The organism is Vibrio sp. J383 (genome assembly GCF_023503985.1).
GTDB classification, from domain to species: Bacteria; Pseudomonadota; Gammaproteobacteria; order Enterobacterales; family Vibrionaceae; genus Vibrio; species Vibrio splendidus.
In genome coordinates, this window is the sequence record NZ_CP097293.1 from 2,974,586 (window position 1) to 2,989,744 (window position 15,159).

The following is a 15,159-nucleotide window of genomic DNA, read 5'->3' on the forward strand; positions in this document are numbered from 1 at the left end:
ACCGTTTATCCCCTGCTATCCGACCTAGTTTTTTACTAAACGTTGTTAAGCGCTATTCAAGGCATTTCGCCTATACATCAAATTACACTTGTGAATTTTAACAAACAGAGATCTCTGATATCTCGTTCTACTCGATTCTGAGATGACGACTAAAGACTTCGATTCAGGTAAACAATGGATCAATACCGCCTATAGTCGTCATTCCCTACAGTGAGGAACGAGCGTGATAGGGAATCTCGCTTTTGCGTCTGCTTACCAGCACTGCACTTTTCCAGATACACCTTCGCCAAATTACAGGCAATAAAAAACCCAGCCGAAGCTGGGTCTGTTTAGCGCTCATCTCTCACCACGAGCTAATTTGTGGAAGCCTAACGTTAACGCTTATGAGCAACAAAGCTTATAGTCAACGTGGCCTTTCAATCGATTAACCTAGTAGGCTAAGTGCCGAGTTCGGTGCTTGCTTCGCTTGAGCAAGAATCGAGCTTGAAGCTTGAGAAAGGATCTGAGACTTAGTCATCTGAGTCGTTTCTTTCGCGAAATCGGTATCTTTAATACGGCTCTTAGATGCGTTAACGTTCTCGTTAATGTTGTCTAAGTTGCTGATAGCGTGGTCGAAACGGTTTTGGAAAGCACCCAGTTCAGCACGGTGGCTATCTACATACTTAAGTGCCGCATCGATTACTGCTACAGACTCTTGTGCGCCGCCAACTGATGTTACGTCGATAGTATCAACCGTTACATCTTTGCCAGGTTGCATGCCTAGTTCGCCAGCAAGGCTGCCAGAGAATGCTACTTCGCCTTCAACTTTGTTGTTACCAGTAAACATTTGTAGCTTACCGTCTTCAGTTACAGACGCTTTAACAGAGTCTTGTTGACCGTTGATGTACGTTGCTAGCTCTTCGATGTCGTCGCCCGCTTTCGCAGACACATCGATTTCTTGTGCTTGGCCGAAGTTATCAGTGAACGACATTTTTAGGTCGTTTGCGCCAGCTTGAACGTTCCAGTCTTTGTCTTTCGCGTTCTCAGTTTGGTAGCTCTTACCACCCATCTGAGCGTTATCAGAGCGCATGTCTTTCAGTTGAAGCATTACCGCTTCACCGTTATCCGCACCGATTTGGAATGATTTAGTACCGTGAGTACCGTTAAGCAGCTTGTTGCCACCAAAAGACGTGGTTTCCGCAATACGGTTTAGTTCGTCGTTCAGTGCTGTTACTTCTTCTTGAATCGCTACACGCTCAGATTTTGAGTTTGAGCCGTTTGAAGATTGTAGAGACAAATCACGCATACGTTGCAGGATGTTGGTTGTCTCGTTCATTGCACCTTCAGCAGTTTGTGCAATTGAGATACCGTCGTTCGCGTTACGAACAGCAACATCAAGACCACGACTCTGAACGTTCAAACGGTTCGAGATTTGTAGGCCCGCAGCGTCATCTTTCGCGCTGTTGATTTTAGAGCCTGAAGCTAGACGCTCCATTGATGTTTGTTGTGCGCTGTTTGCGTTGTTTAGGTAACGTTGCGCTGTCATCGCTGAAACGTTGGTATTTACATTCACTGCCATGGTGACTTCTCCAATTGATTTTCCGGTATAGCGGTTTCCGACGTCTCGGAAAACCAAGTAGTTATCTCTAAGTTACTATTAATAACGGCGTGAATACTGAAACCTTTAGGAAAAAAACAATAAAATTAAATAAATAGCGAGAAAGGGGAAGAAAGCGTGACTAGCCGTGAAATTATCAAAAAAAGATGAGAAAAACGCTAAAGTTGTCGAGATGTCAGTCGAGCGAAAAGTTGTATTTTTATTAACCAAAGGGCTTTAGTTAAGCTGAATTACCTTTATAAGATTCGAGACGATTTATTAACCCAGTAAGGTTAAAGCAAGATTCGGCGCTTGCTTTGCTTGAGCCAATATTGTGGTACTCACTTGCTGCAGTATTTGCTGCTTGAGCATTTGAGTGGTTTCTTTGGCGTAATCGGTATCTTTGATTCGACTGTTGGATGTCGCCAAGTTCTCATGAACGTTTTCGAGATTGTTTATTGCATGGTCAAAGCGGTTTTGCATCGCGCCGAGTTCAGAGCGGTGACTATCCACATACTTCATCGCTGTATCCAAGATAGAGACAGCACGCTGCGCGCCACCCACATCAGTTACATTGATGTCATCGACTGATTCGTAAGAACCCGCCGACATCGAAAGCTCACTGGCTAACGAACCTGAGAAAGAGATCGTGCCTGCCGTGTCTTCACCAGACATATAGATCTGAAGCTGCCCTTCATCATTAACTGAAGCCGAGACCTGATCCGTTTGACCATTAATGTAAGTCGCCAACTCTTCGATATCATCGCCCGCTTTCGCGTTAATGGTGATCTCTTGTGGCTGACCAAAACGGTCGGTAAACGACATCGTCATATCATTCTGGTTGGATTTGACTTCCCACGAGTCACTTGCCATACCATTGGCGACATAGCTAAAACCACCCATATTGATGTCATCGGTGCGCATGTTTTTCAAACCTATCTGCACCGCTTCACCAGAACTGCCACCGATTTGAAATGAAGAACTACCAAAGCTACCGTTAAGGAGTTTTTTACCACCAAACGAGGTGGTTTCAGCAATTCGATTCAACTCATCATTTAGAGCTGTCACTTCTTCTTGAATAGCCGTCCTTTCCGACTGGCTATTCGAACCATTACTCGCTTGCAGCGACAAATCTCGCATGCGCTGCATGATATTAGTGGTTTCATTCATCGCTCCTTCTGCTGTCTGCATAATGGAGATACCGTCGTTAGCATTTCGAACCGCAACATCAATGCCACTCATCTGTGCTTCTAATCGATTCGAGATTTGTAAGCCAGCCGCATCGTCTTTTGCACTATTAATACGGCTCCCTGAAGCTAAGCGCTCCAAAGATTGATTCAGCATGTTATTAGCATTAGAGAGGTTTCTCTGAGCCACTAGCGCTGAGACATTTGTATTAACAGTTATAGCCATAGACCTTCACTTACAAAAAGATGAATAAAACTCACGATTGCTCTTATATCGACCAGTTCATATAAAACTTTAATAAAAAAGGAGCCCTGAGGCTCCCGTTCTTTACTGCATACGAGGTGATTTACTTAATCGTTAATGCACTCAACATGTCAGTCGAAGGCGCAAAGTAGTAAGCGCCTGTCACTGCTTTAGTAAAGCGAAGCAGTTGGTCTGTTTTACCATCTGTTACGCCGTACATGCTCTCTAACATCGCATCGAAGTTATGACGAACATTACAGTAAGCAATGAACAGTAAGCCGTGATCGCCCGTAGCGGTACCGTAAGGTAGGCTGTGACGAACAATCTTAAGACCCTTTCCTTCTTCTTTGATATCCACGCGACCAACGTGAGACGCCGCTGGCACATCATCTAGCTCGATAGAGTCAGGTTTAGTGCGGCCAACCACTTTCTCTTGTGCTGAGACATTCAATCGATTCCAAGCTGGCAGGTTGTGCACAAAACGCTGCACCATCACATAACTACCACCAGCGAATTCACCTTCAGGAACAATCGCTACTTCAGCGCGCTGTGCGTCTTTTGGGTTTTCAGTGCCATCAACGAAATCAGTCATGTCACGAGAATCTAGGAAGCGGTAACCGTAGGTTTCATCAACTACTTCAACGTCCACAGCTACTTCAGATAGCAATTTACGTAAGATAAAGAAGTGCAGGTCGTGTCTATTTGAATGACAGTGAATCAGAACATCAGACAATGTGCTCGGTGCAGCGACATCACCTTCACCAAGCGCAGGAAAATCAATCAAATCAGAGGGAGCAGCTTGCTCGAACTTATCCCAAAAAGCTTTTGAAAACGCAACCGATGCCGTTAAGTTCGCATCTGGTTGAGTTTGGTTTAGTTCGTCGATTAAACTCGGTAGCTTTTGAAGTTCCGCTAATACGCTAGCAGCGTTCTCATTCACTTTTAGTTGAACATAAAGAGCGAAAGGCCCGGCTTCTGGCAAGATAGCACTTTGAATTTTAGGCTGCTCATTTGAGGTGTTAAGCATAGATTAATCCTTTCATTTTTAGCTTCTAAGTATAATTGTGAATGGGACAAATGTTTTGATGAAAATCAGTCTTCGTGCTCAACCACTTTAAAGCAATCCCTGGCAGCATGGCTATTGGTTAGATAAAGCGCTAACCATAGGAGCAACAATAGGGTGATAGCATTAGACCAACGGAACCATCCGTTATCTAAATAGATTAAATAAAGTGTATGGGTTCCTTGTGCCAAGATAGCCATCATGGAGACCCAACGTCCCCATGAAACCACTTTATTAAGGCGCTTTCTATCTGGTGATCTGAGTCCAAACAACCACATGAGTAACAAGCTCGGAATACTCAATGCAATCCCAACATAAAACATTTGATGATCTGGATAGATGATTTCGAGGATATCAGTGCCCGACTCTCGGCTTGCACCTGCAACAATGAAAACGACCAAAGCTTTCGCCAGAAATAGCCAACCTAACCATAATAGGATTGGGGCTTTTAAAAAGCCGTGCTTGTCGTATTGTTCTATGGAGTACCGCACAAATCTCACTTTCACTTATTTTCAAACCAACACTTTAACGCAAATCATTCATACTTAACTAGGTTTGCGTTATCTTATTGGTTAATCCGTTTTAATTATCGAACTCAGTATGAAAAAGAAAACTAATACACCATCTGTTGAATCTCAACAAGAAGCACTGAAGATAGCCAAAGCGACGCAAAAGCCAGCTCAAACCAAAGAACAAACCAAGTTGATTGCTCAAGGTATCGAGAAAGGCATCGCACTCTATAAAAAGCAGCAGAAAGAACGTGGCCGCCAAGCCGATAAAGCTAAAAAGCGCGTACAGAAAGAGAAGCAGACTCTACAAGCGAACCAAGACCAAGAACAGAATGTCGACTCGGATAATGAAACAACATCAAATCACGCCAGTAAATTGCCGTGGTTATTATTGTTCGCTAGCTGGATAGGCTTCGCAATTTATTTGATGAAATAACAGGATAAGCGTATGAAAAAGGAATTAATCGCTTTGGCTATGAGTAGCGTGTTACTCGGTTGCACGACACCGACATCAACGCCGCATAGCGAAGCTGCCAACGTGCGAATGGATTACCATGGCGTGATTAATATCGATAAATGTCAGTATAAAGGGGAAGTCACTGGCAGCGAGGGCCATTGGTATAGTTACCTGTTTTACCCAAATGACACCTTGATTCAGGGCGCGATGAATGAGCTCAAGTCAAATACGATTGAGTTAGGTGCAGATACCGTGATATTTACACTTCCCCAAGACTTTTCCACTTCCGTGACTATGTTGGGCACTGCCTATCTGTGTAAGTAGGCAGAAACTGTATAAGTAGGTAGAAACATAGTTAGACAGCTCAGCGCTCAAATGAGCGAGATGCTACCTCTTCGATTTCTACTTCTACTTCTACTTCTACTGCAAAAAAGAAAGCCAGCTTTCGCTGGCTTATGCACTAAATCCAAGGCTTGTTGCTATATCGCCTTTACGCTGGATAACCCATTGACTGTCAAATGGACCCCAGTCGGATAACTGGTAATAGCCATCATTATGACGTCGCCCATCTTGAACAAACATAAGTTCGATACCGATCCCCGGTAACGCCTTGAGTACATCTTGAATAGTACGACGAGGCCAACCCGTTTTTTCGATGAGTTTAGGCACATTTGGCCTATCAAGGCTTTCCACTAACAATGCTAAATATAGCCGCCTTGCAAAAACAGGACTCAACTCCATTGACACCTCCTATATATGTGCAACTCAATTATTTCTTTTTTCGCTGACAACATGTTGAGGTTGATCAATAAGTCTCCAATAGTGACATTTTCTTACTGTTTTTTTTCACTCTATGAAATATTCCTCACTCTATTTTGTCTGAATTGCAGCTTCCTGATAGGATTCAACTCATAACAACGAAATAAAATCACCCAAAGGAAGAACAATGACTATCACTATGTTTGGCATTCCGAACTGCGACACCATTAAAAAAGCAAAGAAATGGCTCGAAGCTGAAGGGATCATGTTCGAATTTCACGATTATCGCAAACAAGGCATCACTGAAGAGTTGGTTACGACCTTCTGTTCAGAACTTGGCTGGGAACTTGTATTGAACAAACGTGGTACGACTTATCGCCAACTTTCACAAGAACAGAAAGATACATTAACGGAAGACAAAGCCGTGACTCTGCTTGTTGAACAACCAGCAATGATTAAGCGACCAATACTAAAAGTAGACGGTAAGCTTCATATCGGATTTAAAGCCGACCAATACGCCGCTATTTTTGCTTAGAGCACTGTATTTAGATAGACAGACTACTGGACGTTGATCATTAAATCAGCGCCCTAAAAATTAATGACTAGACGTTTTATTTAAACAAGGAATTCAAGGATGACAGATAGCCCAACTTTGGCTCTGGCAAAAGACCTCATTAGCCGCCAATCAGTAACCCCTGAAGATGCAGGCTGCCAAGATTTAATGATTGAACGCTTAAAAGCACTCGGCTTCGAAATCGAAGTGATGGTATTTGAAGATACGACGAACTTTTGGGCTCGCCGTGGTACAGAGGCGCCTCTATTTGCCTTTGCAGGCCACACCGATGTTGTACCTGCAGGCCCGATTGAACAGTGGCACACCAAGCCATTCGAACCGACTATCGTAGATGGTTTCCTACACGGTCGCGGCGCGGCAGACATGAAAGGCTCTTTGGCTTCAATGATCGTTGCTGTAGAGCAGTTCATAGCTAAACACCCAGACCACACAGGTTCAATCGGTTTCCTAATCACGTCAGATGAAGAAGGCCCTTTCATCAACGGTACAGTCCGTGTTGTTGAAGCACTAATGGCCCGTGGTGAAAACATCGATATGTGTATTGTTGGTGAACCATCAAGTACTGAGTATGTTGGTGACGTTGTGAAGAACGGCCGTCGTGGTTCTATCACTGGCGATCTCACGATTAAAGGCACACAAGGTCATGTTGCCTACCCTCATCTAGCGAACAATCCAGTACACAGCTCTCTGCTTGCGATCAACGAACTGGCAACGACTGAGTGGGATAAAGGGAATGATTACTTCCCACCAACCAGTTTCCAAATCCCAAATGTAAGCGCAGGTACGGGCGCGTCAAACGTTATTCCTGGTGAATTTAATGTTCAGTTTAATCTTCGCTTTAGCACTGAGTTAAACAACGACATCATCGTTGAACGAATCACAAATACACTCGACAAGTACGATTTCGAATACGATTTGAAATGGACATTCAATGGCGACCCGTTCTTAACAGACGCAGGCTCACTGCTTGATGCTATTGTTGATGCCGTTGGTCACGTTAATGACGTAAAACCAGCACTACTGACTACAGGTGGTACATCAGACGGACGCTTTATTGCGCGCATGAAAGGGCAAGTGGTAGAACTAGGTCCGGTTAATGCGACCATTCACAAGGTTAACGAATGCGTGAAAGTGGCTGACTTAGAGAAGCTAACCGACATGTATGAGAGAACACTAGTGAACCTGTTCGCTAAATAGTTCTTTCATCAGCGATTGATAGCTTCTAATTATTGAGAGACGCGTTATGACACCAGAGCAGCTTACCGGGCAATCAGATTCTCATCTGGAACCTAACCTGATTGGCACCAAGACATTCTTGGTTCACAGTAATGTCAAAGATGACCTAAACAGTTTGATTGAAGCTGCTCAACTCGCTGGCTTTAAAATGGAGATTGCCAGTGGCTTTCGCGACTATGAAAGACAATCTCTGATTTGGAACCGTAAGTTTTCTGGTGAAGCGCCAATATTAGACTCAGAAAGCCAACCACTTGATGCATCAACACTTAGTGAACATCAAAAGTTGTCAGCGATACTGAGGTGGTCTGCACTGCCTGGGGCGAGTCGTCACCATTGGGGATGTGACTTTGATGTCTTTGCTCGTAATCACTTGCCTGAAGGCACACAGCTGCAACTGGAACCATGGGAATACCTTACTGGCCACCAGCAAGCGTTTTACCAATGGCTTTATGCCAATGCATCTCAATTTGGGTTCTTCTTTCCGTACAGCCAAGACCTCGGCGGTGTGGCGATAGAACCATGGCATATCAGCCATCGAAAAGTATCGGAGTTGTGTTTATCACAGTTATCTCCCTCTTTACTTGGCAAGCAACTCCAATCTAAGCCAATATTAGGGTATGAGATTATTATGGAGCAGCTAGACGAGATCTATGCGCGCTTCGTGGCGAATATCAGTCATTAGGAGCGCATATGTTGGAGTGGCTTACAAACCCTTGGGTGATCATCATCATCGTGGTTAGTGTTGTAGTGGGTAATATTGCTGCGCTCAAACAGACCGCCCATATGGATCTGACTGGTCGTAACAAAACAGAGAAAGACTTAGACAAGCTCAATCAATTGGATAAACAGAACCAAGAGAAAGCTCAAAAAGATGAGTCTACGGACAACAAAGACGCGTAATTTTGTAGCTCTAAGGAGCTAATCTAATTTGCTAATAATCCGCTGACGACTAATCAACGAATACAAAAAAGAGGACACAATGTGTCCTCTTTTTTATTGGCTTTAGCTAACCACAGGGCTTATATGACTTACTCTGTGGTTTTTCAGCTATGCTCACTCAGCTTACTTACTCTGCATCAGCTTCTTTGTCATCTTTGGTTTGGTCAGCAACATGTGCTAATACCGGTACCATTGACTTCAGTAGCTCTTCTTCTACTGGCTTACCTGATGCATCCGTTACGTTAATTGACGTACGGTTACCAAGATCACCAAACAAGAAGGTGTAAGTGCCTGGAGCCAAATCAATGGGTTGTAGGCCAATTGTTTCCCAGAATTCATCATCTGGCGCAGCATACTTAGCTTTTACAGTACCTTGAGACTGGTTACGCTCTTCAAGCTCAAAGCCCATCGTCGGTAGCAAGGTAGGCAAACGCTGCCACAATACATTGTATGGAGTACGAGCAATGATCACAGGGAAGCCACTGCGGTCAGCACCCATTGAGATTGGAATGCGTTTAACCAACTCTTGCGCTTTCAACGCTGCTTCAGCACGAAGGTTTTCATCGTACTTAGCCATCACTAGGTTCGTTAAGAACGCGTTGTAACGCTCCTTATTGGTTGCCGATACCGGCTTCTCTTCAGAGCCTTCACGCCAATCGATAAGGTTGATCTTGAAGCCATGGCGGTTGTTCGCTTGGAAACGAGAGATAGAGTAGCGACTGCCGATCTCTACTTCTTCATCTTCAGAAACCCAAGTAACCCAATCGGTCTCAATATCGTTTTCTGACTGTTCACGAATACCAATGCCACGTTGTGCCAGCATATCTACAGCCGTTTGCCACACGCGGTCTGCCTCTTCAGCACGAAGAAGCCATAGTGTCACTTCACCATTTTGACGTTCAGCTCGAGCACCTGGGATCAGCTCAAGAACCTGTTGCGGCGGACGAATATCCACTTCACGGCCTGTACCACCACTGAACTCACCACTTGGGATGTCAAAATTTGGATAGAACTGAGGTTGAGCATCTTCAGGCAGCTGCCATTGTGAAAACTCAGGTGTTTCTAAGTATTCGAAATCATCTTTGGCTTGGCGACGTTGAGTCGGGCTGCCAGAACATGCTGTAAGAACGAAAACAGCCAGTGATCCAATCACTAGCTGGTGAGAATACTTCATTTATACTCCTAAATGCCGAAGGTTCACTTCGGCATCACTTCATACGTTTTTAGTAAATGCACGCTTCAGTCATTGCTTGAGCAACAACGGGTTGAGCTGGCTTTGACAATTCAGTCAACGGTAGACGTAAGCCACCTTCAGCAATCAGACCCATTTTATGAACCGCCCATTTTACGGGAATAGGGTTGGACTCAACGAACAAATTCTTATGTAGAGGCATCAAACGCTCATTGATCGCTTCTGCTTCTTCAAACTTGCCTTCTTTCGCTAACTTGAACATGGTTGCCATATCAGCGGCTGCAACATTGTTTGTTACAGAGATCACGCCATCGCCACCACGCTTAACAAATTCTAGACCTGTTAAGTCATCACCACTTAGTAAGATAAAATCTTCGCCACAAAGTTCACGGTGAATTGCAATTCTGTCGAGATCACCCGTCGCATCTTTAAGTGCAACGATGTTTTCGATCTCAGCAAGGCGAGCAACCGTTTCAGGTAACAAGTCTACAGCAGTACGACCTGGTACATTGTATAGGATTTGTGGAACGTCACTGACTTCAGCAATCGCTTTGTAGTGTTGGTACAAACCTTCTTGAGTCGGTTTGTTGTAGTAAGGCGTTACGCTCAGGCAACCAGCAATACCAGAACCATTCAGCAAACGGCTGAATAGAACAGATTCGTGAGTTGCATTTGCACCTGTACCAGCGATAACGGGAATACGACCATCAGCAAATTCAACGATCTTATTGACGACTTTGACATGCTCTTCAATAGTGAGTGTTGAAGACTCACCTGTTGTGCCAACCGCAACCAGACCATCACTACCTGCAGCAACATGGTGCTCAACTAACTTTTTAAGGCTGTCGAAATCCACTTCACCATCTGTATTAAATGGCGTAACTAGCGCAACGATACTTCCTGAAAACATGTCTATCTCCCTTAATTTATTCTTTTTGCATGTTACTGTAAGCCAATCAATAAACACAAGACATTAAAGTGGCTTACCGGCAACATCTGCATTAAATATTGTCGTATGTTTGAGGTAAAACGACTTCTAACGGCGTTCTACCGAGAATTTGGGTAACCTGCGCTCAATCTAGCGGATAGCACAGCACTGGATGTCAGTAACAAGTAAGCTGTGCTCTCACCACTCAATCTCATTTTTTAACGCTCTCGATATTCTTATCATTGGTTGCATGTTAGAAGCAAGGTGCCTCATAAAAAGCCCCGTACGCACGCTTATTCCACGAGCTAACTGTGCTAACATGCATGAATCAATGGAATATAAAGAGACGTGATTTTATGACTCAACATCTAGTAATCACAGCTGTGGGCACAGATCGCCCTGGTGTATGCAACCAAGTGGTTCATTTAGTCACCCAATCAGGCTGTAACATTATTGATAGCCGTATCGCTCTATTTGGCGAAGAATTTACGCTTATCATGCTGCTGTCTGGAAAGGCAAACAACATCACCCGCGTTGAAACCACCCTGCCCTTGCTTGGACAAGAGCACGACTTGATTACGATTATGAAGCGAACCTCAACTCATGATGTTATTGAGAACTCTTACACAGTAGAGGTGTTCGTTGAGTCAGACGATAAAATCGGCCTTACCGAGCAGTTTACCCAGTTCTTCGCAGACCGAAACATCGGCCTCGATTCGTTAAGTGCGCGAACCATCAATAAATCTAAAGTTCAGCTCGATAACGACCAATTCCATATCTCTATTACCGCTTCTGTGCAATCAGAATGTAATTTGATGCAGCTACAAGAAGAATTTGACGCGCTGTGTCAGAGCCTATCCGTACAAGGCTCGCTCAACTTTATCAAAAACAGTTTTTAAAAAGGAAATATCATGAATACGCTAACGGCTGGTGTTCCAGCACCTGCTTTTTCTCTTCCAGATCAAGATGGCAATATCGTATCTCTTGGTGACTTCAAAGGTAAAAAAGTCCTGTTCTATTTTTACCCAAAAGCAATGACTCCAGGTTGTATTGTGCAAGCTGAAGGTCTGCGTGATATCAAAGCACAACTTGATGACCTAAATGTGGTTGTTCTAGGTGTGAGTGTTGATCCAGTCAAACGCCTACCAAATTTCGTCGAGAAGAAATCTCTAAACTTCACACTGCTATCAGATGAAGACCACAGCGTTGCTGAGCAGTTTGGTGTTTGGGGAGAGAAGAAATTCATGGGCAAAGTGTACGACGGTCTGCACCGTATTAGCTTCCTAATTGATGAAGAAGGTCAGATTGAACACGTCTTCAACAAGTTCAAGACTAAGACTCACCACGAAGTGGTTCTAGGCTACTTCAATCCAGAAGCTTAATGCTGTTTCTAGTGAATTGATGACCTAATTTCATACCTAGATGATCTAAGTTCACAATTGACTAATCCAAATACAAAAAGGCCGAATATCATGGATATTCGGCCTTTTTAATACTTACTCAACTGTATTGATCTTCAATTACGATTGATGCTCAGGGTCATCGTCGAGAGCATGACTCGGTAAAGCATTCCAAACCGCTTTCACCAGCGTAGCAAGCGGGATAGCAAAGAATACGCCCCAGAATCCCCACAGTCCGCCAAACACCAACACCGCTACAATAATCGCTACTGGGTGTAGGTTCACGGCTTCAGAGAACAGAACAGGAACGAGCACGTTGCCATCTAGCGCTTGGATAATACCGTAAGCCAATAACAGCCAGTAGAACTGAGGCTCTAATCCCCACTGGAACAGGCCAACAATCGCAACTGGAACGGTCACAGCTGCCGCACCGATATAAGGAATCAGTACCGAGAAGCCAACCGCGACAGCCAGCAGAGCTGAATAACGTAAATCTAGAATCGCAAAGGTCACGTAGCTGACACCACCGACGATCAAGATCTCAAGTACCTTGCCGCGAATATAATTCGAGATTTGTTGGTTCATCTCAACCCAAACCTTGGTCGCTAGACGACGGTTTTTAGGCAACACACCACTCGCCATGCTGATCATCTCTTCTTTATCTTTTAGTAAGAAGAAGATAAGCAGCGGCACAAGAATCAAGTAAACCGCAAGCGTAGCCAAGCTCACAAGAGAAGCTAAAGAACCTTTAACAACGCTTTCGCCAAAGCCTAATGCTTTGTTTTTCGCATTAGACACAATCGATTCTACGATCTGCAGGTTTGCTAGTTCAGGGTAACGCTCAGGAATGGTTGCGATGAACTTCTGTAAGCCACCATACATGCTTGGAATATCATTGATAAGGTTACCTACCTGTTCCCAAATCGTTGGTACTAGACCAAACAGCGCAAGTAACATCACGCTAAAGAACATTAAAATCACCAACATCACTGATGGGGTTCTTGGAACACCGAGTCTTTGAAGCTGAGTAACCGGCCACTCAAGCAGATAAGCCAAAACAATAGCCACCAACAATGGCGCGATGAGATGACCAAAGAAGTAGATCGTAATAAAGCCGAAGAGAATGATGGCAACCAAACTGACAGCATGGGGATCAGAGAAACGTCGTTTATACCAACGATTGACCATTTCAAGCATCTGACTGCAATTCCTTTTTAGTGACGAGGAGATGATAGTAATTAGAACAAACCTCAGTGATGACGTCATAGGCTTGCTTAGACAAAAAAGTAACAATATCTTTCATTGAGCTGTTATCAGAGACATAAATTGACAATGATTGCCCTACTTCTAACTTTACACTGTGACGCTTGGCTAATAATAGTGCCATTGGACAGCGCTCTTGGCGTAAATCTAGAATATTAGGTGTCATTCTTGAGCTCGATGCTTATTATAAGGGTCGTATTGTAATCTGTTTTTGAAAACGCGCCATCATTCATTCATCTTCCTTCATGATAGCGCACGCACTCGGCAAAGGTTACATCAGATAAAGAACCAATTTGCATTGCACTTGTCTTACTGTCAGAAGAAACGGAGTATTACTGACTAATATGTTTAAACGCGCTCGCTCAATTACTTGCTTATGCATCGCAGCTACATTAAGCACCCCAACGTTGGCGAATACCAACAGTTTGGAGCTACCCGATATCGGCACCGCTGCTGGCGGCACCCTCACTATCGACCAAGAACTTATCTATGGTGATGCCTACATGCGCATCATCAGAAGCAGCCAGCCTATCGTAAACGACCCGGTTCTCAACCAGTACATTGATACGCTTGGCCATCGTCTTGTCGCAAGCGCGAATGATGTAAAGACACCTTTCCAGTTCTTTATGATCCGAGACCGCAACATCAACGCCTTTGCATTCTTTGGTGGTTATGTTGCTTTGCACTCAGGTCTGTTCCTGCATGCACAATCTGAAAGTGAGTTGGCTTCAGTATTGGCGCACGAAATCGCGCACGTTACCCAACGTCACTTAGCGCGTAGTATGGAAGATCAAGCGCGTCGTTCTCCAGCAACCATCGCAGCGCTAGCAGCCTCTGTATTATTGGCCATTGCAGCACCTGAAGCAGGTATCGCAGCTCTAACTGCCACAACCGCTGGTAACATGCAAAGCCAGATCAACTACACCCGTAGTAATGAAAAAGAAGCTGACCGCTTTGGTATCAATACACTGGCGAAAGCAGGGTTCGATGTGAATGCGATGCCGCGTTTCTTCGGTCGTTTGGCTGATGAATACCGTTATGCCAGCACACCACCCCCAATGCTGCTGACTCACCCATTACCAGAAGATCGAATCACCGATTCACGCGCCCGCGCTCGCAGCTATCCGCCACTAAAACTGGCCCCATCACTGGACTACCATCTAGCAAGAGCTCGCATTGTCGCGCGCTATGCGGGCATTAATAATGATGCAGCTCTAGATTGGTTTGAACGTAAGCTGAAGAAAGCACCTAAAGCCTTGGTTCCATCATTAGAGTATGGCCAAGCACTGGTTTACTTAGATTCTAAAAAATTAGATAAAGCTGAGCCGATTCTGACCAAGCTCATCAACAGCGATCCAACCAACCTGTTTTATCTAGATGCCATTTCAGACCTCCATATTGAACAGAAAAAGCCTGAGATTGCGATTAAAGAACTCGAATCAGCACTGGTTCGCCAACCAAACAACCCTGTTCTAACCATTAACTATGCCAATGCGCTGATTGAAAATGAAGACCTACAGGAAGCCGTTCGCGTGTTGCAACGTTACACGCACGATAACCCGAACGACACCAACGGCTGGCACCTACTTTCAAAAGTAAATACAAGCCTGGGTAATAGCGACGAAGAACTGGCTGCTCGTGCAGAGATCTTGGCACTGCAAGCCAACTGGAACAAAGCGATTCAGTACTATACGCAGGCTAGCCAAATCGCAGAGCTCGGCAGCCTAAAACAAGCACGTTACGACGCCCGAATTGATCAACTAATGATTCAGCGTGAACGCTTCTTGTCGTTACAGTAAGTGTATTTATTGGCAGCGGTTCGTTGTCAGAAG

The 15,159-nt window shown here is 44.5% G+C and carries 18 protein-coding genes; 9 read left to right on the forward strand and 9 right to left on the reverse strand.

The window, feature by feature from the left end:
* Nucleotides 1-424: 424 nt before the first annotated feature.
* The 4 genes from M4S28_RS13325 to M4S28_RS13340 form a co-directional block, all read right to left on the reverse strand.
* Nucleotides 425-1,558, reverse strand: a complete 1,134-nt coding sequence (locus M4S28_RS13325) for a flagellin (RefSeq protein ID WP_004736189.1) — start codon at nt 1,556-1,558, stop codon at nt 425-427.
* 297 nt (nt 1,559-1,855) lie between these two features.
* A complete protein-coding gene (locus tag M4S28_RS13330; RefSeq protein ID WP_249631945.1) occupies nt 1,856-2,989 on the reverse strand; it encodes a flagellin in 1,134 nt (377 codons plus the stop codon).
* A gap of 121 nt (nt 2,990-3,110) precedes the next feature.
* A complete protein-coding gene (locus tag M4S28_RS13335; RefSeq protein WP_249631946.1) occupies nt 3,111-4,034 on the reverse strand; it encodes a Dyp-type peroxidase in 924 nt (307 codons plus the stop codon).
* 65 nt (nt 4,035-4,099) lie between these two features.
* The gene (locus M4S28_RS13340) at nt 4,100-4,561 is read right to left on the reverse strand and encodes a DUF2919 domain-containing protein (RefSeq protein WP_029222110.1); all 462 of its coding nucleotides are present in this window, start codon (nt 4,559-4,561) and stop codon (nt 4,100-4,102) included.
* A 109-nt stretch (nt 4,562-4,670) separates the two neighbouring features.
* On the opposite strand from M4S28_RS13340, the gene M4S28_RS13345 reads away from it, so the two are divergent.
* Nucleotides 4,671-5,015 (forward strand): DUF2956 domain-containing protein, encoded by a 345-nt coding sequence (locus tag M4S28_RS13345; RefSeq protein WP_017084123.1) that lies wholly within the window; start codon nt 4,671-4,673, stop codon nt 5,013-5,015.
* 12 nt (nt 5,016-5,027) lie between these two features.
* Nucleotides 5,028-5,360 (forward strand): DUF4156 domain-containing protein, encoded by a 333-nt coding sequence (locus tag M4S28_RS13350; RefSeq protein WP_249631947.1) that lies wholly within the window; start codon nt 5,028-5,030, stop codon nt 5,358-5,360.
* A 129-nt stretch (nt 5,361-5,489) separates the two neighbouring features.
* Here the strand turns inward: M4S28_RS13350 and M4S28_RS13355 are convergent, their stop codons facing one another.
* On the reverse strand, nt 5,490-5,777 hold the full coding sequence (locus tag M4S28_RS13355) for a winged helix-turn-helix domain-containing protein (protein WP_004734273.1): 288 nt from the start codon (nt 5,775-5,777) through the stop codon (nt 5,490-5,492).
* Between the two features lie 205 nt (nt 5,778-5,982).
* Between M4S28_RS13355 and M4S28_RS13360 the strand changes: the two genes are divergently transcribed.
* From M4S28_RS13360 to M4S28_RS13375, 4 genes are all read left to right on the forward strand, one after another.
* The gene (locus M4S28_RS13360) at nt 5,983-6,330 is read left to right on the forward strand and encodes an ArsC family reductase (RefSeq protein ID WP_249631948.1); all 348 of its coding nucleotides are present in this window, start codon (nt 5,983-5,985) and stop codon (nt 6,328-6,330) included.
* Nucleotides 6,331-6,429: 99 nt separating this feature from the next.
* On the forward strand, nt 6,430-7,566 hold the full coding sequence (dapE, locus tag M4S28_RS13365; protein ID WP_017090166.1) for a succinyl-diaminopimelate desuccinylase: 1,137 nt from the start codon (nt 6,430-6,432) through the stop codon (nt 7,564-7,566).
* Nucleotides 7,567-7,612: 46 nt separating this feature from the next.
* Complete coding sequence (locus M4S28_RS13370) at nt 7,613-8,287, forward strand: M15 family metallopeptidase (protein ID WP_249631949.1); 675 nt, start codon at nt 7,613-7,615, stop codon at nt 8,285-8,287.
* A gap of 8 nt (nt 8,288-8,295) precedes the next feature.
* On the forward strand, nt 8,296-8,505 hold the full coding sequence (locus M4S28_RS13375) for a DUF2897 family protein (protein WP_102444467.1): 210 nt from the start codon (nt 8,296-8,298) through the stop codon (nt 8,503-8,505).
* Between the two features lie 166 nt (nt 8,506-8,671).
* Here the strand turns inward: M4S28_RS13375 and bamC are convergent, their stop codons facing one another.
* Nucleotides 8,672-9,718, reverse strand: a complete 1,047-nt coding sequence (gene bamC / locus M4S28_RS13380) for an outer membrane protein assembly factor BamC (protein WP_017084128.1) — start codon at nt 9,716-9,718, stop codon at nt 8,672-8,674.
* Nucleotides 9,719-9,767: 49 nt separating this feature from the next.
* On the reverse strand, nt 9,768-10,646 hold the full coding sequence (gene dapA / locus M4S28_RS13385; protein ID WP_004734279.1) for a 4-hydroxy-tetrahydrodipicolinate synthase: 879 nt from the start codon (nt 10,644-10,646) through the stop codon (nt 9,768-9,770).
* A gap of 374 nt (nt 10,647-11,020) precedes the next feature.
* Between dapA and M4S28_RS13390 the strand changes: the two genes are divergently transcribed.
* Both M4S28_RS13390 and bcp read left to right on the forward strand, forming a co-directional pair.
* Nucleotides 11,021-11,563: a glycine cleavage system transcriptional repressor gene (locus M4S28_RS13390; RefSeq protein WP_017079431.1), complete on the forward strand. Its 543-nt coding sequence runs from the start codon at nt 11,021-11,023 to the stop codon at nt 11,561-11,563.
* 12 nt (nt 11,564-11,575) lie between these two features.
* Nucleotides 11,576-12,046 (forward strand): thioredoxin-dependent thiol peroxidase, encoded by a 471-nt coding sequence (gene bcp, locus M4S28_RS13395; RefSeq protein ID WP_065681342.1) that lies wholly within the window; start codon nt 11,576-11,578, stop codon nt 12,044-12,046.
* 138 nt (nt 12,047-12,184) lie between these two features.
* Here bcp and M4S28_RS13400 read toward each other — a convergent pair whose 3' ends face one another.
* Both M4S28_RS13400 and M4S28_RS13405 read right to left on the reverse strand, forming a co-directional pair.
* A complete protein-coding gene (locus tag M4S28_RS13400; RefSeq protein WP_009847379.1) occupies nt 12,185-13,261 on the reverse strand; it encodes an AI-2E family transporter in 1,077 nt (358 codons plus the stop codon).
* Nucleotides 13,254-13,493, reverse strand: coding sequence for a sulfurtransferase TusA family protein (locus M4S28_RS13405; RefSeq protein ID WP_004734311.1), 240 nt, complete (start codon nt 13,491-13,493; stop codon nt 13,254-13,256). The genes M4S28_RS13400 and M4S28_RS13405 overlap by 8 nt, the downstream gene beginning before the upstream one ends.
* 178 nt (nt 13,494-13,671) lie before the next feature.
* Here M4S28_RS13405 and bepA point away from each other — a divergent pair, with 178 nt between their 5' ends.
* Nucleotides 13,672-15,126, forward strand: a complete 1,455-nt coding sequence (gene bepA, locus M4S28_RS13410) for a beta-barrel assembly-enhancing protease (RefSeq protein WP_249631950.1) — start codon at nt 13,672-13,674, stop codon at nt 15,124-15,126.
* Nucleotides 15,127-15,159: the final 33 nt, after the last annotated feature.